Source organism: Methylobacterium sp. J-090, from assembly GCF_022829345.1.
Lineage (GTDB): Bacteria > Pseudomonadota > Alphaproteobacteria > Rhizobiales > Beijerinckiaceae > Methylobacterium.
In genome coordinates, this window is the sequence record NZ_JAKSXV010000081.1 from 15,319 (window position 1) to 36,925 (window position 21,607).

At 69.9% G+C, this 21,607-nt stretch carries 25 protein-coding genes and 1 tRNA gene; 12 read left to right on the plus strand and 14 right to left on the minus strand.

The features are described from left to right. Positions 1–433 precede the first annotated feature (433 nt). Together MKK49_RS13085 and MKK49_RS13090 are read left to right on the plus strand one after the other, a co-directional pair. Entirely contained in the window at positions 434–2,338 is a 1,905-nt protein-coding gene (locus MKK49_RS13085; RefSeq protein WP_244029085.1) for an autotransporter assembly complex protein TamA, read from the plus strand. Next, complete coding sequence (locus MKK49_RS13090) at positions 2,338–6,705, plus strand: translocation/assembly module TamB domain-containing protein (protein WP_409565070.1); 4,368 nt, start codon at positions 2,338–2,340, stop codon at positions 6,703–6,705. Before MKK49_RS13085 ends, MKK49_RS13090 begins: the two co-directional genes overlap by 1 nt. Positions 6,706–6,727: 22 nt before the next feature. Here the strand turns inward: MKK49_RS13090 and MKK49_RS13095 are convergent, their stop codons facing one another. Continuing rightward, complete coding sequence (locus MKK49_RS13095; RefSeq protein ID WP_244029040.1) at positions 6,728–6,916, minus strand: hypothetical protein; 189 nt, start codon at positions 6,914–6,916, stop codon at positions 6,728–6,730. 156 nt (positions 6,917–7,072) lie between these two features. Here MKK49_RS13095 and MKK49_RS13100 point away from each other — a divergent pair, with 156 nt between their 5' ends. The 4 genes from MKK49_RS13100 (at position 7,073) to MKK49_RS13115 (ending at position 8,711) form a co-directional block, all read left to right on the plus strand. Next, on the plus strand, positions 7,073–7,570 hold the full coding sequence (locus MKK49_RS13100; RefSeq protein WP_244029042.1) for a peptide deformylase: 498 nt from the start codon (positions 7,073–7,075) through the stop codon (positions 7,568–7,570). A gap of 44 nt (positions 7,571–7,614) precedes the next feature. Then, a complete protein-coding gene (locus MKK49_RS13105) occupies positions 7,615–8,058 on the plus strand; it encodes a hypothetical protein (protein ID WP_244029044.1) in 444 nt (147 codons plus the stop codon). Further along, positions 8,055–8,357, plus strand: a complete 303-nt coding sequence (locus MKK49_RS13110) for a hypothetical protein (RefSeq protein WP_244029046.1) — start codon at positions 8,055–8,057, stop codon at positions 8,355–8,357. Before MKK49_RS13105 ends, MKK49_RS13110 begins: the two co-directional genes overlap by 4 nt. 117 nt (positions 8,358–8,474) lie before the next feature. Beyond that, positions 8,475–8,711, plus strand: a complete 237-nt coding sequence (locus MKK49_RS13115; protein ID WP_313899163.1) for a hypothetical protein — start codon at positions 8,475–8,477, stop codon at positions 8,709–8,711. A gap of 37 nt (positions 8,712–8,748) precedes the next feature. Here the strand turns inward: MKK49_RS13115 and MKK49_RS13120 are convergent, their stop codons facing one another. From MKK49_RS13120 to MKK49_RS13165, 10 genes are all read right to left on the minus strand, one after another. Further along, complete coding sequence (locus tag MKK49_RS13120; protein WP_244029048.1) at positions 8,749–8,958, minus strand: hypothetical protein; 210 nt, start codon at positions 8,956–8,958, stop codon at positions 8,749–8,751. 189 nt (positions 8,959–9,147) lie between these two features. Further along, the gene (locus MKK49_RS13125; RefSeq protein ID WP_244029050.1) at positions 9,148–9,822 is read right to left on the minus strand and encodes an HAD family hydrolase; all 675 of its coding nucleotides are present in this window, start codon (positions 9,820–9,822) and stop codon (positions 9,148–9,150) included. 124 nt (positions 9,823–9,946) lie between these two features. Further along, the gene (locus MKK49_RS13130; RefSeq protein WP_244029052.1) at positions 9,947–10,234 is read right to left on the minus strand and encodes a hypothetical protein; all 288 of its coding nucleotides are present in this window, start codon (positions 10,232–10,234) and stop codon (positions 9,947–9,949) included. A 170-nt stretch (positions 10,235–10,404) separates the two neighbouring features. Beyond that, positions 10,405–10,845 (minus strand): DUF2934 domain-containing protein, encoded by a 441-nt coding sequence (locus MKK49_RS13135; RefSeq protein ID WP_244029054.1) that lies wholly within the window; start codon positions 10,843–10,845, stop codon positions 10,405–10,407. A 74-nt stretch (positions 10,846–10,919) separates the two neighbouring features. Beyond that, complete coding sequence (locus tag MKK49_RS13140; RefSeq protein ID WP_244029056.1) at positions 10,920–11,180, minus strand: hypothetical protein; 261 nt, start codon at positions 11,178–11,180, stop codon at positions 10,920–10,922. 31 nt (positions 11,181–11,211) lie between these two features. After that, the gene (locus MKK49_RS13145; RefSeq protein ID WP_244029058.1) at positions 11,212–11,616 is read right to left on the minus strand and encodes a hypothetical protein; all 405 of its coding nucleotides are present in this window, start codon (positions 11,614–11,616) and stop codon (positions 11,212–11,214) included. Beyond that, positions 11,613–11,984, minus strand: coding sequence for a hypothetical protein (locus MKK49_RS13150; RefSeq protein WP_244029060.1), 372 nt, complete (start codon positions 11,982–11,984; stop codon positions 11,613–11,615). The genes MKK49_RS13145 and MKK49_RS13150 overlap by 4 nt, the downstream gene beginning before the upstream one ends. Before the next feature lie 234 nt (positions 11,985–12,218). Continuing rightward, positions 12,219–12,665, minus strand: coding sequence for a hypothetical protein (locus MKK49_RS13155; protein ID WP_244029062.1), 447 nt, complete (start codon positions 12,663–12,665; stop codon positions 12,219–12,221). A 57-nt stretch (positions 12,666–12,722) separates the two neighbouring features. After that, positions 12,723–13,985, minus strand: coding sequence for a class I SAM-dependent RNA methyltransferase (locus tag MKK49_RS13160; protein ID WP_244029064.1), 1,263 nt, complete (start codon positions 13,983–13,985; stop codon positions 12,723–12,725). Further along, positions 13,982–14,728, minus strand: coding sequence for a TlyA family RNA methyltransferase (locus MKK49_RS13165; RefSeq protein ID WP_244029066.1), 747 nt, complete (start codon positions 14,726–14,728; stop codon positions 13,982–13,984). The genes MKK49_RS13160 and MKK49_RS13165 overlap by 4 nt, the downstream gene beginning before the upstream one ends. A gap of 240 nt (positions 14,729–14,968) precedes the next feature. Between MKK49_RS13165 and MKK49_RS13170 the strand changes: the two genes are divergently transcribed. After that, positions 14,969–16,522 (plus strand): CHAD domain-containing protein, encoded by a 1,554-nt coding sequence (locus MKK49_RS13170; RefSeq protein ID WP_244029068.1) that lies wholly within the window; start codon positions 14,969–14,971, stop codon positions 16,520–16,522. Between the two features lie 13 nt (positions 16,523–16,535). Here MKK49_RS13170 and rlmB read toward each other — a convergent pair whose 3' ends face one another. Beyond that, complete coding sequence (gene rlmB / locus MKK49_RS13175; protein WP_244029070.1) at positions 16,536–17,333, minus strand: 23S rRNA (guanosine(2251)-2'-O)-methyltransferase RlmB; 798 nt, start codon at positions 17,331–17,333, stop codon at positions 16,536–16,538. A gap of 156 nt (positions 17,334–17,489) precedes the next feature. Between rlmB and MKK49_RS13180 the strand changes: the two genes are divergently transcribed. The 5 genes from MKK49_RS13180 (at position 17,490) to MKK49_RS13200 (ending at position 20,489) form a co-directional block, all read left to right on the plus strand. Beyond that, positions 17,490–17,565, plus strand: a tRNA-Glu gene (locus MKK49_RS13180). 713 nt (positions 17,566–18,278) lie between these two features. After that, positions 18,279–18,491: a helix-turn-helix domain-containing protein gene (locus tag MKK49_RS13185; protein ID WP_244029072.1), complete on the plus strand. Its 213-nt coding sequence runs from the start codon at positions 18,279–18,281 to the stop codon at positions 18,489–18,491. Next, the gene (locus MKK49_RS13190) at positions 18,491–18,802 is read left to right on the plus strand and encodes a hypothetical protein (RefSeq protein ID WP_244029074.1); all 312 of its coding nucleotides are present in this window, start codon (positions 18,491–18,493) and stop codon (positions 18,800–18,802) included. The genes MKK49_RS13185 and MKK49_RS13190 overlap by 1 nt, the downstream gene beginning before the upstream one ends. 8 nt (positions 18,803–18,810) lie before the next feature. Beyond that, complete coding sequence (locus MKK49_RS13195) at positions 18,811–19,287, plus strand: MucR family transcriptional regulator (protein ID WP_244029091.1); 477 nt, start codon at positions 18,811–18,813, stop codon at positions 19,285–19,287. A 344-nt stretch (positions 19,288–19,631) separates the two neighbouring features. Continuing rightward, positions 19,632–20,489 (plus strand): hypothetical protein, encoded by an 858-nt coding sequence (locus MKK49_RS13200; protein ID WP_244029076.1) that lies wholly within the window; start codon positions 19,632–19,634, stop codon positions 20,487–20,489. Positions 20,490–20,496: 7 nt separating this feature from the next. On the opposite strand, the gene MKK49_RS13205 is transcribed toward MKK49_RS13200, so the two are convergent. Then, entirely contained in the window at positions 20,497–20,697 is a 201-nt protein-coding gene (locus MKK49_RS13205) for a hypothetical protein (RefSeq protein ID WP_244029079.1), read from the minus strand. Positions 20,698–20,760: 63 nt separating this feature from the next. Further along, on the minus strand, positions 20,761–21,607 hold an 847-nt coding region (locus MKK49_RS13210), incomplete at its 5' end, for an autotransporter outer membrane beta-barrel domain-containing protein (protein ID WP_244029081.1).

Here is a 21,607-nt window from a genome sequence, read left to right on the forward strand (position 1 = left end):
GTCGGATGGTCACGTCCGCCCTGTCTCCGGGGCGTCGTCGAGGGCGCCACCGAGGGGGATGGCGAAGGCCCGAAGGTTGTGCCGCATGGCGGTGTGGTTGCCGCATGACGGTGTGACGGCTACGCTACAGGACGGTGGGAACGACGCGTTTGGGGGCTTCCGGGAGGAACCCGCAGGGTCGCGGAACGTCACCGGTCGTGTCGGCGCGGCCTTAACCGCGTGGAGACGGGTCGGACGAGTTACTGGACCGGCATCGAAGCGGGGGCGGGATGACGGCGGTGAACATGTGGACTCCGAGCGGGCCGTTTAGTAGCGCGGGCCGACTCCCCGGTGGGACGCGTCGTCGGTGACAGCGGTACGGTTGCGGTTGCGTCATGCGATGATGCGCGCCGTCGCGCGCGCCGCCTTGCCCCTCGCGCTCGCCGGCGGCGGCATGGCGGTGCAGCCGGCCGTCGCCTTCGATCTGTTCGGCCTGTTCGGCTCCGAGGAAGAGCCGCCGGCTCCCAGTTCGGACGCCCTGCCCTACACGGTCAAGTTCCAGGGGATCGACGACGACGACGTCCTGCGCGCGCTTCAGGACACCTCCACCCTCTACCGCCTGCGCCAGGACGCGCCGCCGGATGGCGAGGGCCTCGTGCGCCGGGCCGAGGCCGACCAGCGCCGTCTTGCTGACGTGCTCTCCGGCTACGGCTATTATCAGGGCACCGTCCAGATCCGCATCGACGGGGTGACGCTCTCGGGCGAGTCGAGCGTCGCGGCGGCGGCCGGTGCGGCGGAGGGGTCCCGCGCCCGCGCCCTCGTGCCGGTGCGGATCACCGTCGAAGCCGGACCCCTCTATATCCTGCGCGCCGTCACCGTGCGTGATCCCGCCGGCAACCCGTTTCCCGAGGAGGTGCTGCCCGTCCGCTTCACCCGCGTGGACGACGATGTGCCGGCGCGCTCCGCCACCGTGCTCGCCCGCGAGGCCAAGGTCGTCGATCGGTTCCGGGCCCTCGGCCATCCTTTCGCCAAGGCGGTCGCGCGTGCGCCCGTCGTCGATGACACCGCCCATGTGATGGATGTGGGCTTCACCATCGCTCCCGGCCCCATCGCGGGCCTCGGCGAGGTCACGGTGCGCGGCACCACGGGCCTCGATCCGGCGGTGGTGCGCTCGTTCATCTACGCCGAGCCGGGCGATCCGTACGCGCCCAAAGCCATTTCCGACATCCGCCGGTCCGTGGCGAAGGTCGAGGCCCTCGGGTCGATCCGGGTGCGCGAGGGCGAAGCCCTCGATCCCGCCGGCAACCTGCCGATCTTCGTCGACGTGACCGAGCGCGACCACAACCTGATCGGCGTGGCGGCCCGGTACTCCACCGTCGACGGCCCCGGCATCCGCGCCTATTATGCCAACCGGAATCTCTTCGGCGGCGGCGAGACCCTGCGGCTCGACGCCGACGTCTACTACCTCGGCAACGACCTCTACGCGACGCAGCGCAAGCTCGCGGGCATCGATTCCAATGGCCTTGGCGGTCGTCTCTCGGCCACCTTCGTCAAGCCGGCCCTGTGGGGCACCCGCAACGACCTCGTCGCCAACTTGTTCGTCGGCCGCGAGGCCCAGCAATCCTACGTCAGCGACGCGGCCGGCGGCACCATCGGCCTGCGCCACCGCTTCTCCGACGCGTTCTTCGCGCAGGTCGGGATCGACGGGCAGGCCGGCCGCTCGCAGGACGCGCTCGGCAAGGTCGATTACCGCCTCGTCGGCGTGCCCGTCTCGGTGTCTTACGATTCCACCGACAACCTCCTCGACCCGACCAAGGGGGTTCGCGTCATCGCCTCGGCGACGCCCTATGCGGGCTTCCTCGGCTCGGACCCGTCGATCTTCGTCGCGAAAGCGCAGGGCTCGACCTACTATGCCCTCGACGACGAGGCCCGCTACATCCTCGCCGGCCGCATCGGCTTCGGGTCAATCTCGGGCGCAAACCTCGACGAGATCCCGGCCAACATCCGGTTCTTCGCCGGCGGCGGCGGCTCCGTGCGCGGCTTCCCCTACCGGACGCTCGGGCCGCGCGGCCCGTTCAACTTGCCGATCGGCGGGCGCAGCCTGCTGGAGGCCTCGTTCGAGGCCCGCATCAAGGTGACAGACACCATCGGCGTGGTGCCGTTCTTCGACGCCGGCACCGGCTTCGCGTCGAGCCTGCCGGACTTCGAGGAGCGCATCCGCTACGCGGCGGGCTTAGGGCTGCGCTACTACACCGGCATCGGCCCGATCCGCGTCGACGTCGCCTTTCCCCTGGACCGCATCAAGGGCAACCGCGAGCGCCCCGTGGCCCTCTACATCAGCCTGGGGCAGTCGTTCTGATGGGGATTTTCGGAAGACCCGGTCGCGTTCTGAACCGTTTCCCCGCAGGGGGGGGAGGGAAGACCCGCGCCGTCGTGGCGCTGACGCTCGCGCTCTTCCTCCTCGGCCCCGCGATCCCCACCCACGCCGACGAATCCGAAAAGTCCGTTCTCGGCGGTCTGCTCTCGAAGGCACTCTCCACTCCCGGCTCGCAGGTCGCCATCGGGGCCGTCGACGGCGCCCTATCCTCCGACGCCACGGTGCGCGATATCGCCATCAGCGACGCCAACGGCGTCTGGCTGAAGCTCGACAGGGCGCGCCTGGTCTGGCGTCGCCTCGCCCTGCTCTCGGGCCGCCTCGAGATCGACAGCCTTGAGGTCGGGCGCCTCGAGGTCCTGCGCCGCCCCCTGCCCGCCCCGGTTTCGGCCAAGGCGGAGCCCGACGGCACGCTGCTGCCCGACCTCCCGGTGAAGGTCGAGGTCAAGGCGTTCCGGCTCGCCGAACTCGTCCTCGGCGAGGCTCTGGCGGGCCAGACCGCGCGCCTCGCCGCCGACGGACGGGCCAGGCTCGGCGCGCCGTCCGAAGGCCTCGACCTCGACCTGAAGGTCCGCCGGCTCGACGCCGCGGGCGATTTCGCCGCCCGCCTCCTGTTCGTGCCGAAGGGCGAGACCCTGGAGCTCAGGACCACCCTGGTGGAGCCCGTGGGCGGCCTGCTCTCCAAGGCGGCCAACCTGCCCGGAACGCCGGCCATCAACCTCGATCTCGACGGGCGCGGCACCCTGGATTCGTGGAACGCCCGCCTCGATTTCGATGCCGGTCCCGATCTCGGCGCCAAGGGCACGGCCCGGATCTCGCGCATCGGCACCGACCGGCGCCTCGCCCTCGACCTCGCCTCGCGGATCGAGGCGTTGCTGCCCGGCCCCGCGGCTGCCGTGTTCTCCGGCACCACGAAGCTCGAAGGGGGCCTGCGCTTCTCCGACGGCGGCGCCTTCGGCATCGACCGCCTCGATCTCACTTCGCGGACCGCCCGCCTGGACGCGCGCGGAACCCTCACCGCCGACCGTGTCGCGGATTTCGTCGTCGCGGCCCGCGCCGTGCCGACGGAGGGCGGGACCACCAAGGCGGGCGACGCCGAGCTCGACAGCCTCGTCTTCGACGGAAGCCTGAAGGGTCCCATCGCCCGTCCGACGGTCGGTGGCGTCCTCAAGGCCGCCGGCCTGCGCGCCGACGGCAATGCCCTTGATCGTGTCGAGGCCGCCATCGCCATGGCGCCGACGGGGCCGGACGCCGCCGCGAGCCGCTTCGCCCTCAGTGCCGACGCCAAGGTCGAAGGCCTGAGCCTCGCCGATCCGGCCCTGCGCCGCGCCATCGGAGCGCGGGCCGCCCTCGCCTTCCGGGGTACGCTCCAGCCCAGCGGCATCGTGGAGGTGGCAAAGCTCGCCATCGACGGGCCGACGGCCCGCGCGACCTATATGGGCACCATCGGGCAGAACACCCTCACGGGCACGGTCGATGCGGCGCTCGCCGATCTCGCCGCCTTCTCCGACATCGCCGGCCGCTCCCTCGCCGGAAGCCTGACCGCGCAGGCCAAGCTCGGCGGCGACCCGGCTCGCAAGGCAGTCACGGCCGATGTCGATGTCCGAGCCGATCGCCTCGCCCTCTCGGTGCCCGCGCTGGACGGTTTGCTCGGCCGCAATCCGCGCTTCACCGGGCGCGTCTTCCAGGTCTATGACGGCTATGCCTTCGACGGCGCGCGGTTGGAGGGTGCCGAGATGGTGGCCCGCCTCGACGGCCGTGCCACCGCCCGCATGGCCGACGCCAAGCTCCTCGTCGATCTCAAGGACCTCTCCGTCGTCGATGCCGCCCTGTCCGGCCGTGCCCTCCTCGATGGGCGCCTGACCGGCACCCTGGAGAAGCCCGACCTCACGGCGACGGTCACCGCCGACGACCTGCGCGCGCAGGGGCGCCCCATCCGGGATCTCCGCATGGAGACGGCGCTCCGCGACCTCACCGGCGCCTTCGACGGGACCGTGAAGCTCACCGGCGATGTCGCCGGCAACGCCCTTCGCGCCGATGCCCACCTCGCCCGTCTGCCCCAGGACTGGTCGCTGGATCGCCTCGCCTTCAGCCTCGGCTCCGTCGCCATCGCGGGCAACGCCCGCGTCGACGCCCGCTCCTTCCTCACGGAGGGCAGCCTCACCGTGGCGGCGGCGAACCTCGACGACCTCTCGCCCCTGGCTCTCACGTCCTTGGGCGGTAATGTCGATGCCGCCGTGACCCTGTCGCGCGCTGGTGGCCGCCAGGATGCGGCGATCCGGGCGAAGGGCGCGTCGCTGCGCACGGGCGCCATCGGCCTCGCCCGCCTCGACGCCGATCTCACCGGGCGCGATCTCTTCGCCCGTCCCGTCATCGACGGCCGCGTCAACGCCGACCGGGTCGTGGTCTCGGGCGAAACCCTCGACACCGTGCGCCTCGCCGCCGTGGGAGCGCCGAGCGCCAGCGACATCACCCTCACCGCCAAGGCGCGCGGCTTCGACCTCGACGGCGCCGCCCGTCTCGTGCCGGCGGACCGGACCCGGATCGAACTCGCCCGCTTCTCCGCCGCGCGCGGCGGCGATCGTCTCGCCCTCGCCGGACCCGCCACCATCACCCTCGCGGAGGGCGGCGCCCTCATCGACAATCTCGTGATCGCCGCCGGGTCGGGCCGGGTCAGCCTGTCGGGCCGGGCCGGCTCGCGCCTCGACCTCAAGCTCGGCCTTCGCGCCGTGCCGCTCGCCTTGGCGCGCATCGCCTCGCCGGGCCTCGCCCTCACCGGCACCCTCGACGGCGAGGCCGACCTTCGCGGCACGTCGCAGCGGCCCGAGGGGCACTACGCCCTCACCCTGGCCCGCCTCGTTACCCCGGAGACGCGCAAGGCCGGCCTGCCGCCCATCGACGCGAAGGCCAGCGGCACCCTGTCCGATGGCCGCGCCGGTATCGAGGGTCGCGTCTCGGCCGGGCGCGGCGCCGAGATGACCGTGTCGGGCTCGGTGCCGGTCGCTGCCGGCGGCGCCATCGCGCTCAAGCTTCGCGGAACCCTGGAGGCGGCGCTCGCCAACTCCCTCCTGAGCGTCGGCGGGCAGCGGGTCACGGGCCGCGTCGCCCTCGATGCCGGCGTGTCCGGCACCCTCGCCGCCCCCCGCGCCGAGGGCGCCGCCACCCTCACGGGCGGGTCCTTCACCGACCCGCTCCAGGGCATTCGCCTCACCAACATCGAGGGCCGCGTCACCGGGCGCGGCGACACCCTGGTGGTGGAGCGCCTCACCGCGCTGACCCGCAACGGCGGCACCCTGCGCGCGGATGGCCGTGTCGCCCTGCAGCCGGCAGCCGGATTTCCGGGCAGCCTGCGCCTCGTCGCCGAGCGGGCCGAACTCGTGTCGAGTCCGCTGATCACGGCGGTGGCGAGCCTGAATCTCGCCCTGAGCGGGCCGCTGGCACGGACGCCGAAGGTTTCGGGCCGCGTCGATCTCGTTTCCGTCGACGTCACGGTGCCCGATCGCCTGCCCGCCAGCGTGAAGCCCCTGGAGGGCGTGCGCCACGTCAACACCCCGCCCGATGTGCGCGCCCGCCTCGCCGCCCGCGCCGACCGCAAAGCCGCCGTGGCGGCGGCGGGACGACGACGGGGCAAGGTTGCTCCGCCCTTCGACGCCACCCTCGATGTGGCGGTGAACGCGCCCAACCGCATCTTCGTGCGCGGGCGCGGCATCGATGCCGAGCTCGGCGGCGCCTTACGCCTCACCGGTTCCTCGCGCGACCCCGTGGCGACGGGGGATTTCGAGATGCGGCGCGGCCGCCTCAGCGTGGTCGGGCAGCGCCTCGACTTCACCCGGGGGCGCCTCGTCTTCGGCGGCGAGATCGCGCAGCCCGATCTCGATTTCCTGGCCGAGACCAAGGCCGCCGAGATCACTGCCCGCATCGCCGTCACGGGGCCCGCGAGCCAGCCGGTCTTCGCCATCACCTCCGACCCGACCCTGCCGCAGGACGAGGTGCTGTCGCGCCTCCTGTTCAAGAAGGCGTCCGGTGGCCTCTCGCCGTTCCAGGCCCTGCAATTGGCCCAGGCCGTGGCCCAGTTCTCGGGCGGCGCCGGTGGCGTCGACGTGTTCGAGCAGGCGCGCAAGGGCCTTGGCCTCGACAGCCTCGACATCTCCACGGGGGCGAGCGGCGGCCCGGCGGTGGGCGCGTCGCGCTACCTCAGCGACAAGCTCAGCGTCGGCGTGAAGGCCGGGGCGAAGCCCGCCGACACGGCGGCCACCGTCGATTACGACGTGACGCGCCGCATCAAGATCCAGGGCGAGGCCGGCAGCGACGGCCGAACCGCCGTCGGTGTCGGCGCCGAATGGGAGTACTGATCCGCGGGTTCGGTGAACGCCGTCAGCGCATCAGCCAGAGCGACTGGCCGAACCCGCTCAGAGGTGCGTGGAAATGCGTCACCAGCACGATGGCCCAGAGCAGCCCGAGCACGCTCGTCAGGCCGAGGAGGATGACCTCGCCGAACTCGTGGGCGCCACGCCGGGCGCCGGTCGCGGTCGGGGGCTTCGCATCGTGCGGGTTGCGCGCCATTCGGTATCCTCTTCGTTGTCCGCGCCGCCGATGCGGCGTGACGGGTGAGGACACCGCAAGGCCCGCGCCAGCACCCTCACCGATCCCCGCGTCGAGGGCAGGCAGGCCCCGCCCCGCATGCATCCCTTCACGGACCTCGTCCATCGGAGCCGCGCTTTGCCCGCTCAATCCCTGCTCTTCTACCCCGACCCGCGCCTGCGCCTGCCGGCCGCGTCCGTCGAGGCCTTCGACGATGTCCTGCGGGCGGCTGCCGATGACTTGTTCGAGGCCCTGAAGGCGGTCTCGGCCCTCGGCCTGACCCTGCCGCATCTCGGGCGTCTTCAGCGGGTGATGGTCGTCCGGCTGGAGCCCGGCGATCCGGCCACCACCTACGTGAACCCCGAGATCGTCTGGGCCTCGCCGGAGCGCGCTCCGCAGATGGAGGGCAGCGTCTCGATGCCCGGCGTCACCGACCTCGTCGAGCGGGCGACCCAGGTGCGCCTGCGTTTCCAAGACCTCGACGGCACCGTCCGGGAGGAGAGCGCGGCGGGGTTCCGCGCCGCCTGCCTGCAGCACGAGATCGATCAGCTCGACGGCATCTTCTGGATCGACCGCCTGTCGCGCCTGCGCCGGGAGCGCGCGGTGAAGCGCTTCGGCAAGCTGCGGCGCCCATGACCCTGCTGTTCCGCCCGCAGCCCCCCCGTGATACCCAACCCGCCATGCGGTTCGTTCTTCCGACGCTCCTGTCCTCGCTTCTGTCGGGCTCGGTCGCCCTGGCGGCCCCCGCCACCGTCTCGGCCCCGGCGCCCCCTGCGGTGATCGGCTGCGCGTCGCTCGCCAACCTGCGAATCCTGCTGCGCCAGACCGGCAACGACCCGGCCAAGGCGGCGGCCCTCCTGTCCGACGACAAGGCGGATCACCTCGGGTGTTCGATCCTCGGTCGCGAGGCCGTCACGGCGATCGCCGACCACGCCGCCCTCAACGGCAGCGTCTACGATTGCGTCGCGGTGCGCACCACGAGCGTGTGCCAGTGGACCGTTGCCGGGTCCGTGACTCCGGTCGAGCAGGCGCGTCCGGGACGCCGGGCCCAGCCCGATACCGGCAAGGCTGCGCCGGGCAAGAACGCACAGGACAAGAGCGCACAGGAAAAAACGCCGCGATGAGACACGCCATTGGTGCCTTGGGCGGCACATTCCTGTTCCTGGCCGGGGGTGCAGCCGCCGTGCCGGAATCCGCACAGCCGGTCATCGCCTGCGAGAGCCTCGTCGGGCTTCGCCTGCTCATGGGCGATGGTGGCACCGACCACGCGGCGGCCCTCGAGCGCCTTCCCCGGCACCCGGCCTGCCACCTGATTGCGCGCGACCGGATCGGTGCCGCCGAGCAGCGGGCGATGATCGGCGGCGCGCCGTTCGAGTGCCTCACGGTTCGGGACGAGGCCCGTTGCGCCTGGGTGATGCCCTGACGTCGTAATCCGCCGCTCCGCCCCCTGCTCTTGCGGCCGAGCTTTTGATATCCTCGCCGCCGGTGACCGGGGGGAGCGGGGATGATGGGATTTGACGGGCGTGCCGCGGGGTTGGCGATGGCTCTCGCCGTCATCGGTTCACTGGACGCATCGGGTGGCCGAGCGTTCGCCCAGGGGGCGTCCACGCCGATCCAGAGCCCGCAGGATGCGGCCTGTCGCAACGAGGCCCGCGCGAAGGTGTTCGTCACTCCCGACCCGAAGGGACTCGGCCTCTACGGGATCGGCCGCCAGATCTACGTGGCGTGCATGCGGCGCCTGCAACCGGCCGCCGTCCGGCGCGTCCGCAACCGCTGACCCCCATCCACACGATTGCGGACGGGAGTCGGAACGATCAGGCGCTCAAGGGCGCGCCGATGCGGGCGCGGAGCTGGTGGCGCAGATTCTGGTTGGCGGTGGCATCGGCGTCGAGGGCCGACATCAGGCGCAGGAGCCGGCTGATGGGGGTCGACCGGTCCTGGACCGCCGCGTCGATCTGATCCTGGAGCGTTGTCTGCTCGCAGGGAAACTGGGTGGTCTCGCTCGAAAGGGCCGACTGGAGCATGGGTCCGCGAATCCGTCGCTGTGATCAGGCTAATCCCGCGCGGCTCGCTACGCCATGGAACCGAACGGCGCCACCCCCTTTTTGCCGTCTATCCATAGCCGGCATGGAATTTTTCGCTCGCCTGATCGTGCGCGCCGGAAATCCGTGGATATCCATGTGTGGGAAAGCACGTGGCCCCGGCCCGTCACCTCACCGCGACAGGGGTGATTCGCCGTAGCGGTCGCACAGGTCCTGCGGGTCCGAAGCGATGGCGACGCAGCCCGCAGCCCGCAATTCCGCCTCCGTCACGCCGCCGCACAGGACCCCGATGGTCGGAAGGCTCGCCTTGGCGGCGGCCCGGACGTCGTAGGCGGTGTCGCCGACCACGATGCTCTCCCAGGCGTTCAGCGGGGCGAGCTTGGCCAGCGCCGATGCGAAGATGTCGGGAAACGGCTTCGAGCGTTCGGCATCGTCCGAGGTCGTGGTCACCGAAACGAGATCGGCGATGCCCAGAAGTTCCTTGTAATGCGCGACCTCGTCGGCCTTGCCGGACGAGGCCAGCGCGATTGTCTGGCCTGCGGCCCTGATCCGCTCGAACAGGGGGCGCACGCCCGGGAACGGCCGGACCTTTTCAAGGAAGTTCCGTTTGAACAGGTCGGACCGGTAGGCCTCCATGGCCTTGCCCTCGCGCGCCACCCGGTCCCGATCGACGAAGACCGGGAGCAACTGGTCGCCGCCCTTGCCGATCTGGCTTCGGACCTTCGCCTGCTCCGTCTCGATGCCGAAATGCGCGAAGGCCTCGACCCAGGCCTGGGCATGGAGATCGACGCTGTCGAGGAGCGTCCCGTCGATATCGAAGATCACCGCCTTGACCGCTGACGCCATGTGCCCTGCCCCGTATCGATGGGCGGGGCGCGCGTCCGGAGGGGATGCGCCGGCCGAGCCGTCGATGCTGCGCGAACGGTCGGCGTGCGCCGACGTTCCGTCTCAACGGAGACGATGTACCGCCTCAGCGCGGGAGGATATGCAGGCCGTCATCGGGCAGGAGGTTGCGGGCGGGGCCTCCGGTCTGCTGGCCGCGGCCCTGCTGATAGTAGGGAAGCTCGGGACGGCGGTCGTTGTCGCTGCCGGAATCGTACTCGTAGGGGCGGCTCCACGGCGCGCGGCCGCCGACGCCCGCCACGGTCTCGACCTCACCCGGGATGGGGGCGGCGCCGTAGCCGTAGGGCGCGGCCTGCGCGGCGACGGGAGCGCCGACGATCGCGAGGGCGGCGAGGGTGGGGAGAAGAGTCTTCATGAGCGACCTCGTGAGACGAGCCGGAGACGAGGCCCCGGACGAATGGGTGTTCCGCGGCTCAACGTCACGCTTGATCGGCGTGTTCCCGTGCGGGCCATCGAAACAGCGAAGCCCGCCGTCCTGTTCGGGCGGCGGGCTTCGCGGATGTTGGAAACGGGTGCGGGGCGCCGTCAGTGCATGACCACTCCGGCCTCGAATGCCTTGGAGCGGGACGCCGCCGTCCTGGCGGAGGGGGCCTTGGCAGTGGTGGCCTTGGTCGGAGCGGCTTTGGTGGAGGCCGACTTGGTCGTCGCGACTTTGGCGGTCGCTGCCTTCGTGGCGGTGGCTTTGGTGGGCTTGGCAGCCGCGGCCTTGGTAGGCTTCGCCGCCTCAGCCGTCTCGGCGACCGCCTTGGCGGCGGCGCTGCGGGCACCGGCCTTGGGCTTCAGGGCGCGGGCGGGGCTCGGCGCTAGGCTGATTTCGGCGACCACCGGACGGACCTGGACGGGCGCGTCGGCGGCGAGTTCGCGCTCGGCCCGCAGCCAATGCTCGGTGGCGTGGCCGAACACCCGGCCCTCGCCCTCCCAGATGAAGTAGGCGCGCTCGCGCACCTGTTGCTCGAAAGGATGCATCGCGGTCTCCCCGTGGATTCGAGGCCGACGATGAAAGCGGAGGGTTAACGTCGGGTTAACCCTCCCCGGAGGCCTCAGCCCTTCGCGAGGCGCCGCGCGTTGGCCCGTACCTTCCGGCGATACCCGGCCACGATCTTGGCGGTGGAGCCGCCCGTGGCCAGGAGCAGGGCCGCCTCGTTGGCGGCCATGATCTTCTCGCTCACCATGCGGTGCGCCTCGGCCTGGGCGCCGCTCCCGCCCGCGGCGATCTTGGCCAGCCGCAGGCCGATCACCTGCTGGGATTCCATCGCCAGCAGAGTCGCGTCGAGACCGAGCTTCCACCACGCACCGTACATGTCGTCTTCTCCGCGTGCGGTTGCCCCGCCCTCAATCGAACGAGCGGCCCTTCGCGGCGGACCCGCCCAGGCTGATCTTCTTGGCCGGGGTGCCGGCGAGGCTGATCTTGCGGGCCGGGGCGGGCGCGGCCTCCGTCGGGACGACGGGGCGGGCCGGCTTCATGCGCGACTGGCCGTAGACCACCGAGCCGATCTCGCCGGCGACGCGCACGAGGTCGTCGCGTTCGCACGCCCGGGCCACGGTCAGGCCGAGCTGGTGCATGTGGCTCTTGCCGTAGAGGTAGACCGCGAGCTTCGAGCGGGTCGGCTCGGCGATGGTGGCCAGGAGCTCGGGCAGGTCGTCGGCATCGGCCCGGTAGACTTCGCCGAGGAGGTCGAGGGAGACCGGGCAGGCCGGATCGGCGACGGGACCGCTGGTCGGGTGGGACTGGGTCATGGGGCACCTGTCTGTGCGAAGGGGAAAAGGGTCGCCGGAGCCGCCTCGATGGCGGCCGGGGGCGGTCGTTCGGCATGGGGCCGGATCGGAGCCAGGCAGCCGGTGCAGACCGACGCGATGGCGATACGGGCACGCCGATCGGCGCGGGCCCAGACCGCCTCGTTGCGGGCGCGGGCCTGACGGACCTCGTCGTCCGTCATCGGTCCCGATCCGGCGCCGAGGTCGCGCGGCGTCTCACCGGGTGGCCTGATGCGCAGGAGCAGTGGTTCCTGTGTCTGTTCCTGTGCCCTTACCTGCGGGATAACAGCCGCGAGGCCCATCGCGCCAGAGGCCAGGGCTGCGAAGCGGACGAGGATCGAACGGCGCATCGGCTCCCCGGTCGGCTGCGGTGCAGGCGGACAATCGCCGCCGCATGGTTAAGAAGGGCTTACCGCCATAAGTTGAGCGTTGACGCAGCGGCAACCCGCCCAATCGACTGCACTGCAGCATGACCGTATTCCCGAGCCATGGACACCACAATCTGGCTCTGGATGGCCGCGGCCGTCACCTATTCCGGCTACATGGTCTTCGCGATGCGTTCGTGAGGGGATCATGGTTGCGCGTCAGGTCCGGTCGTCCTTGTCGATGACTGCGCAGGCCGTGACCAGACCGTTGCCGGAGTTCGACACCGAGCAGGTGACCAGCGCCTTGCCCGCATCGACCTTGCTGTGGCGCTTGGTCTCGGCGCTCGCCCACGCCGTTCGCCCGGCCTCCGCGATGGTTTCGGCGGCGATGCCGTTGATGGCCTCCCCGGCGCGCCCGAACAGCGAGAAATAGCCGGCCGGCAGGGTCGGACCCTTGAACTGGGTGCCCACGGCCGAGAGATCGCCGCAGGCCAGGGTCAGGCCGACATCCTCGGCGCCCTTGAATTCGGCGAAATCGACGGTGCGCCGGACCAGAGTCGCCCCCGTCGCCGCCATCACGCGGTCGATGAGGTCGCCGCATCGGTCCGCCCGGGCCGGCGTCGCAAGGGCGAGGGAGAGACCGAGGATCGTCAACGGAATGCGCATGAGGCGCCAACTAGGGGAGGCCCCGCCCTTGTCGAGCGAAAATCCCGTCGCGCGGGATCATGCCAGGGAGGCGCGGCGCTTGCGCACGACGGTCCGGCGAAACACCCCCACCACCTCGACGTGGCTCGAGTACTTGAACTGGTCCACGGGGGTGATCCGCTCCAGACGGTAGCCGCCCGCCACCAGGGCGGCGGCGTCGCGCGCGAAGGTGCCGGTATCGCAGGCGACACCCACGACCAGGGGGACCTTGCTCTCGGCGATGCGCGCCGCCTGCGCCTGCGCACCGGCGCGGGGCGGATCGAATACAACGGCGTCGTAGGCGTCGAGCTCGATCGGCAGGAGCGGGCGCCGGAAAAGGTCCCGCCGCTCCGTGGTCACCCGGCGCAGGGACGGGGTGGCACGCACGGCCCGGTCGAGGCTCGCCAGCGCCGCCGCGTCGCCCTCGACGGCGTGGACGTCGCAGCGTTGGGCGAGCGCGAGGCTGAACGGGCCGCTGCCGGCGAAGAGATCGACGACGCGCTTCGTCTTCTTGTCGAGGGCGGCGAGCACCAGGGCCGTCAGGGCCGCCTCGCCGGCCTGCGTCGCCTGGAGGAAGCCGCCCGGCGGGGGGCTAAGGCGGATGCCGCCGGCTTCGATGACCGGCGCGCAGCGCTCGACCAGGATCTCGCCGTGGAGCGAGAGGCGGGCGAGGTCGAGTTCGTCGGCGAGGCGCACGAGGACGGCGCGGACGCCCTCGGCCACCGGACCGTGGCCGCGGATATCCACGTCGAGCCCGGCATCTGTGGCGGTGAAAGCGACGTCGAGGGGTTTGCGTCCATGGCCGAGGGGGGCGCTGAGCGCCGTCGCGATGGCGGGTGCCGGGTGGAGGGCCGGCACGGTGATCGGGCAATGGTCGATGGCGACGAGGTCGTGGCTGCGCGCCGCCATCAGGCCGGCCCGGGCCCCCGCCTCCCCGGCGCGGACATGCAGGGTCAGGCGGCGGCGTCCCTCGCCATGGGCGTCCCGGAGGGCCTCGGGCGCGGTGTCGAGTGCGGATTGCGACAGGGCCTGAGCGAGGAGCGTTCGCTTCCAGGCGGCGTAGGGCTCGGGCGCCCAATGCTGGACGGCGCAGCCGCCGCAGGTGCCGAAATACGGGCAGAACGGATCGATCCGCTCCGGCGAGGCGGTCTCCACGGAAAGAATCTGCCCGCGCACGCCCTCGCGCCGGATGGCGACGCGCTCGCCGGGCAGGGCATAGGCCACGGCCGTGCCGTCCGTGGCCATGCCGTCACCCCGCGCGCCGAGCTTGGCGATGGTGACGACGTCGGGGGAATCGATCATGGACTTGCTTTCCGGCGTGCCCCGATGAGGAACTCGCGATTGCCGTCGCCGCCGGTGACGGGGGACGGGATCAGGCCGAGGATCGTGAAGCCCGCGCCTGCGATGAAATCGTGTATCTCCGTGCAGACCGCGTCGTGAACGGCCGCGTCGCGGACGATGCCGCCGCGTCCGATCCGGTCGCGGCCCGCCTCGAATTGCGGTTTGACCAGGGCGGTCAGGGCCGCGCCCTCCCCCATCAGGGCCGCGACGGCCGGCACCACGAGGCGGAGCGAGATGAAACTCACGTCGATGGCCACCAGCATCGGCGCCACCGGGATCGTCGCCGCGTCGAGACCGCGGGCGTCGTGCCCCTCGAGGCTCGTCACCCGGGGATGGGTTCGCAGGGACGCGTGCAGCTGATCGCGCCCGACATCGACGGCGTAGACATGGGCGGCCCCGCGTCCGAGGAGCGCGTCGGTGAACCCGCCGGTGGAGGCCCCGACATCGAGGCAGGTCAGCCCTGCCGGAACGAACCCGAAGGCGTCGAGGGCGGCGACGAGCTTGAGGCCGCCGCGCGAGACGAAGGGATGGGGTGCCTCAGCCTCGATCCGTGCATCCGGTGCGACGAGGTCGGAGGCGCGCGCGACCACGCGCCCGTCGGCCCGCACGAGGCCTGCCGCAATCGCGCCCTGCGCCCGCGCGCGGCTCTCGAAATGGCCGCGCTCGACCAGGAGGCGATCGGCCCTGATCCGGTCCCGCGTCATTCCCAAACTCAAAACTTCCGCGTCAATGGCCCGCGCGCCGGCATGGAGGCCCCTCCGCTACACCACAAAGTGGCATCCGCGAACGAAAATCATGCACGCCCGGGTCGCCCCGCACTCCCCACCTGTCGCATAATGGGGGGCCCGAACGCGACCGCCCATGGGGAACGGACGCGGGACCACGGTCTTGAGGTCGCACCCCGCGGCCCTCCCCCGAGCCCGGCCGCCACAACAGGACTGACCATGACAACGCCGCGCGAGATCGAGCTGAAGCTGGAATGTGGGGTCGCGGACCTCGCCGCCCTCGCGAACCACCCCCTGCTTCGGGCGGACGGGACGCCGGAGGCCGTCGTCCTCACCTCGACCTACTTCGACACGGCCAAGGGCGATCTGCGCAAGGGCGGCCTGACCCTGCGGGTGCGCCGGGAGGGCGATCGCCGCATCCAGACGGTGAAGGCGGCCGCCACCGGCGCGGGCCTGTTCGACCGGGCGGAGTGGGAGACCGATATCGCGGGGGAAACTCCCGACCTCGCGGTTCTGGCGGAGACGCCGGTGCCGGCCCTCCTGGCGGACGCGTCCAAGGCCGATCTCGTGCCCGCCTTCACCACGGTGGTCGATCGCACGACCCGCCTCGTCGTCCACGGCGCCTCTCTCATTTCCGCGACCCTCGATCAGGGACGCATCGAGACGCCGGAGGGCGACGTACCCCTCTGCGAAGTCGAACTCGAACTCGAAGAGGGCAGTCCCGCCGACCTGTTCGGCCTCGCCCAGGTGCTGGCCCAGACCGTGCCCCTGCGTCTCGGTGCCCTGAGCAAGAGCGCCCGGGGCTGGAGCCTCGTCGACGGCACCTTGCGCAAGGCGAGCAAGGCGGGCGCCGTGCGCCTCGATCCGGATGCGACGGCCGGCGACGCGTTCCGGGCCGTCGCCCAGGCCTGCCTGCATCACCTGTGCCTCAATGAGGACGTGTTCCTGCAAGGGCGCCACCCGGAGGGCCTTCACCAGATCCGCGTCGCGCTGCGGCGCCTGCGCTCGGCCCTGACCCTGTTCAAGCCGATCCTGACGACCGATCCCACCGCCGCGCAGTTGCGCGACGAAATCAAGCGGGTCACCGAGCCGTTCGGCCGGGCGCGCAACCTCGACGTCTTCCTCGAGACCACCCTGCCGGCGGAACTCGAGAAACGGCCGGATGAGGCCGGTCTCCTCGACCTGCGCACGCGCCTGGAGGCCGAGCGCGACCGGGCGCACGATGCCGTCATCGCGACCCTGGAATCACCGGCCTGGCGCAGCCTGATCCTCGATGTCGCCGCCTGGATCGAGATGGGGGCTTGGCGCACGGGCGGGGATGCGCAGGGCGATGTGCCTGCCCGCGATGCCCCGGCGGAGGATTTCGCCGCCGATATCCTCGATCGCATCCGCCGCCGCATCCGCAAGCGCGGCCGCCACCTCGAACGCCTCGATGCCGAAGCCCGCCACCGCGTGCGCATCGAGGGCAAGAAGCTACGCTACGGAGCAGAGTTCTTCGCCAGCCTCTACACCGACAAGAAACCGCACCGGCGTCACAAGGCCTTCGTTCAGGCCGTATCCGAACTCCAGGACCACCTCGGCGCCCTGAACGACATGGCCACCGCCCACGAGGTTCTGGCGAGCCTGGCTACGGAGAGCAGCACGATCCCGGCTCCGACCCTGTTCGCCGCCGGCCTCACGGCGGGCGACAACGAGGCCGAGACCAAGGCTCTGCTCGGCAAGGCGGCCGACGCCCATGCCGACCTCGTCGATCTGAAGCCGTTCTGGCGCTGATGCGGTCGCGCCCTCAGCGCCCGACGCTGAGGGCGTAGAGGGTGATGGCGGCGGCGTTCGAGACGTTGATGCTGCGGATCTCGCCCCGGAACGGGATTCGCGCCAGCACGTCGCAATTGTCGCGGGTGCGCTGGCGCAGGCCCTTGCCCTCGGCGCCGAGCACGATGACCGCCGGGCCTTTGGGGCCGACGGCGGAGAGGTCCGTCCCGGCCTCGGAATCGAGACCGATGCGGGTGAAGCCGCGCTTGCCGAGATCGATCAGCGCTTCGGAAAGGTTGCGCACGATGACCAGCGGTACGTGCTCCAGGCCGCCGGACGCGGATTTGGCGAGGACGCCGGTGGCGCTCGGCGAGTGGCGCGCGGTGGTGATGATGCCCGCCACCCCGAAGGCGGCGGCGGTGCGCACGATGGCCCCGACATTGTGCGGATCGGTGATCTGGTCGAGTGCCAGAAGGAGTGCGTCGTCCGGCAGGTCCTCGAGGTCCGGCCCGGGCAGGGGATCGGCTTCGAGATAGAGGCCCTGGTGCACGGCGTCCGGCCCCAGGAGTGCGTTGATGGCGCTCGGCCGCACCAGTTCGGGATCGATGCGCAGCTGTCCGATCTCTTCCGTCAGCCGCACCATGGCATTCTCGGTGGCGAGCAGCCGGTGCAGGCGCCGGCCTTCATTGGCGAGCGCCTGGGCCACGGGATGCCAGCCGTAGAGCACCACGTGGTCGCCCTCGGCACCCGGCGGGCGGGGCCGGAAACGGTCGCCGCCGGGGCCGGGCCGTCTTGTCTGCCGGCCCGGCGGGCCGTCGCGTCGCGTGGTCATGGGGCTCGTCCGTTGTTGCCGGGTGCGGGCGAGGAACGCCCACCGCTGTCTCCCGCGACAAACCGGCCACCGGCCAATTCGTCAAGCGACAAACTTGTCCGCGAACGCCCGTTGCCCCCGCCTCCGATCCCGCCTATAGAGGCCTCGCTCCGACCAGCGCCCTTCGTCTAGCGGTCCAGGACGTCGCCCTTTCACGGCGAAAACACGGGTTCGATTCCCGTAGGGCGCGCCAACAATTTCAGTGACTTAGCATACCCATTTGGGTCGCCAACGTTTATCGTTGTCGAAATCGTTGCTAAGGATTGTTGGCGATGAACAGCGGAAGCGATCAACTCACGGCCCGGTGGCCCGACGGTCGCCCTGTCGAAGCTGGCGCCGACGCTCTGTCGTTCGCGGAAGAAACTGCTGGTCGCCTCGGGGAGGATCCGGCCGAATTCGTTCGAACGATAAAGAGCGACACGACCGCCGGCCGAGTTATCCGTAAGCTCCTGGGGCTCTCCGTTACATCGCTCGCCCCACCTGCTCGACCACCCCACCGGCCGGCTGACCCAGAGAAGCAAAAGCTGCTCTGGGCAACCGTCCGGAATCTGCGTGAGGATGGTACGCCACCCAGCGAGCCCTACCGTGTGGCTACCCAGCTGCTGGCAAACCCCAAGGCACGTGCGCGAAGGGGAATGGGCCAAAATCGATTGGTTTTCCGGAGCAACGGTCCGACACCTTGAGAGATGCGTCCTGGCTCTGTAGATAATGCCTTCCGAAAAGCCTGCGAAGAGGCGCCGCACTGGTTCTTCGAGGTCATTGAAAACGCGGCAGTAGAACCACAGGGTGATCGTCCGCTGAATTAAAGAGACGGGGCCATCTTAAGTCCCGAGCGGCGGGGGGCTCTTATGGTGGACATCAGACAAACATCATACGGCATCAGACAACATATCTGAGGCTCACCTGATGTCGAAGTCCGAAAAAGCCCCCTCGCCCGATGGGTTTGCCACCGGCGCACTCACTGTCGACGAACTCGCCGCCTACTTCCGAATCTCATGGGCGTCCGTCTGGCGCCTGCTTCGTGACGGGCAAATTGCCCGTGTTCGGATCGGAGGTCGGACGGTCATTCGACGCATCGACGCCGACGCATTTCTCGCACGCTGCGCCGAGGTGGCGTGATGGTCGCCCTCTCGCCCTTCCTGTCCAAGATCAACGGCGTCCTGACGGTGAAGATGGCGCCCGAGCCAGACCTAGCCGCCGGCAAAGCGCAGTTCTTTGATCCTGACCTCGCCTGCCTGATTCAGTTACGGCCGCTGCTCAAGGCCGACCAGGGCGAGCTGGGCACAGGTCGCAGTGGAAACGCTCTGCTGTTCGCACGCAGCGACGATCCAACGTTGCCCGACATCGCCTGTTTCGTTCGGGTCCCGCCGCACCTGCGCAAGAACCCGCGAGAAGTGCGAATGGCGAGTGCAGAGGGGTATCAATTGTGAACAGCGACATGAGCGAAGATAGCAATTTCCAGGAAACGGCTTTGATCGATCTGGCCGGTGATATCGTTTCGGCCTTCGTGTCGAACAACTCGGTGCCGGTGGCGGAACTGCCCGCGCTGATCCGCAGCGTCCACGTTGCCCTCAACGGCTTGGCCGTCGGCACGGTCGGGACGTCGCAAGCCGCGCAGGAGGAGGCTGTCGAGAAGCCCAGCGCCGCGCAGATCCGCAAGTCCGTGACGCCGGACGCCATCATCAGCTTCGTGGACGGCAAGACCTACAAGACCATGAAGCGGCACCTGACGGGGCACGGCTTCGACCCACAGAGCTACCGCCAGCGCTTCGGTCTGCCAGCCGACTATCCGATGGTCGCATCGAACTACGCGGCGCAGCGCTCGGCCCTGGCGAAGTCCATCGGTCTTTGCCGGGTCGCCGACCGCAACGATAGCGAGCAGCCGAAGGCACAGGGCCGCAAGAAGGCTGCCTAAACCTTTTATGCCTTCTGGATGATCAAATGGCTCCGCCGATCAGTCAGCCCCCACATAGCGCTTTGAGGCTTCTACTCAGAGCACGGCGCCGCTTTCTCAATGGCAGCGATCGCTGTACGGAAAGGCCATTTGGTCGGCGAGGTGGTGACATGCGAACGCAAATTGCTCTGCTTTTCATAGGCTTGGCGTCCTGTGCCTTCGCACAGCCCCAACCGGCCAGACCGCCCGCCGAAATCCCGAGCAACGATAACCGAATCGCCCCTGGCGCAGGACGGGACGGCGAGCGGACCAAACTGTCCGTTGCGTCGCCACCGTGGGAAACCTGGCGAGGGGCCTACTCTGGTTTGACCGTCGACCTCGGTAATCCACCGGCGAAGCTGATGCCGGGTGGAAACGATTACGGTGTGGTTTCAGCGATCAGCGGCTTGATCGAGATCCCCGCAAACGCGAACGTTAATAAGATCGATGGTGTTACCCCGGGATACATCATCACGTCGGGCGTGCTGGGCGTTGCGCGCACAGCATCTACGGTCGCACCAGCCGTGGGGGTCTACGGCGGCGCTCACATGGCGGCCACGAACGCCCAAGCGTGGGGAGCAAACTTCACGTCCAAGAACTTTGACACCTCAGGTGTACCGCCGAAGCATGGCTTCAACGGTCAAGTCTATGGCACCGAGATTGATGTAAACCTTGTCGCGCCGGCGGCAGGCTGGAAGGGCACGAACGTCGATGGGATCTGGCTAACGGGCGAGTGGAATTCGAAGCCCGACGGGCAGATGAATGGCCTTCATATCGGCGCGCAGGGGGCCGCTGGGTGGAAGAATGCCATCAAGACCGATCATGGAGCCGCGGCCGAGTTCGCCGAGATCGGCAAGACCGCCAAATCTGGCGCTTCGCCCTCGCAGGTCATCCATTTGATCTCCAGTGATGGCAAAGGGGATTATCACGCTTTGATCCAAGCGGACCCCGACGGCTCGGTGAGTATCAAGCCTAACTACTATGGGCAGACGAAGGGCTTGGTCATCAGCAGCGCCGATCCAACTCATTTCGTACAAGTTCATCCGGTCGAAGGCATCGTCGCCCCGTCCGTAGCAACCCGGGCATTGCTCGTCGATCTCGAGGGAAAAGGCGCGAAGATGGTTTCGGTCGGTCCGCCAGACAGCTGTGGAAAGGGGCGTCGCTGTCTGTCTGTGCCGAACTGAATGTATTTCAGCCTCCCTGTAGCTTCTCCGCGAAATCCTCTGGCACCTCTCCGAATTGCCCAAGGATCGTTGCGCCTTCCAACTCGCCAATCTCATCGTTCGATACGATCTTGAGAGCGGCTGTTTCCGGCATCCATCCAGCTACGGCTCCAGCCTTCCTCAGCACCCCGCTCGCCGTTTGTGGCACCTCGCGATCGCCCGGTCCCATCCGCGCATAAATAAGGGGGCGGCTCGGAGACCGGCCGCCCCCTCTCAGCGAACCCGTCCGGACTCAGAAGGTGTAGCGGAAGCCGCCGCGCACCGCCTGGATTGTGTCGGTGGAGGCGAGCTCCGCATCGTAGCCGAGGAAGCCGGCGAGGCCGGGGGCCAGCTCCGTGCTCACCCCGAGGCCGACGAGAACCCGGTCGCGGTCGAGGCGGCGGCCGGAGACGGCGAACGGCACCGTCGGCACCAGGGTGAAGGACGCCCCGATGGTGCGGCTCACGTCGGCGAAGTCGTGGACGTAGGCTGCCTTGACCCAGAAGGACACCGGACGCCCGTCGAGGACCGTCGTCGCCGTCTCCAGGCGGCCGCCCACGAGGGTGCGGGCCGAGAGGAAGTCCTTGGCGGTAATGGTGAGGCTCAAGGGGCCGGCAGTCCCTTCGGTGACCCGGTCCTGATCGAAGGTGTTCACCTGGAACCCGACGAAGGGCGACAGCACCGTGGTGGGGGCGACCGTGACCCGGTAGCCGAGCTCGCCCGCCGAGATGAACTGGTCGCCGCTGACCTTGCCCTGCGCGCCGCCGGCCTGGATCTGGGCCAAGCCGAGGGACCGGTTCACGCGGCCTTCCGTGTGGGCGTAGCCCACGGTGGCGTTGGCGTAGAGAGCGCCCTGAGAGAAGCCGCCGTAGAGACCGACCTGGGCGTTGTCCGTATGCGCCCGCTCACCGGTCCGGTTGAGGCTGACGTCGACGGAGCCGTAGCCCGCCGCGAGGCCTAGCACCGTGCCGACCTGCGGGTGGAAGTCGATGCCGCCCGCCATGCCGGCGACGGTCTCGGAGCGGCCCGCCGCGTTGGCGGTGGAATCGACGGAGCCGAACTGGCCGTAGCCCGTGGCCCAGACGCCGTAGCCGCGGCTC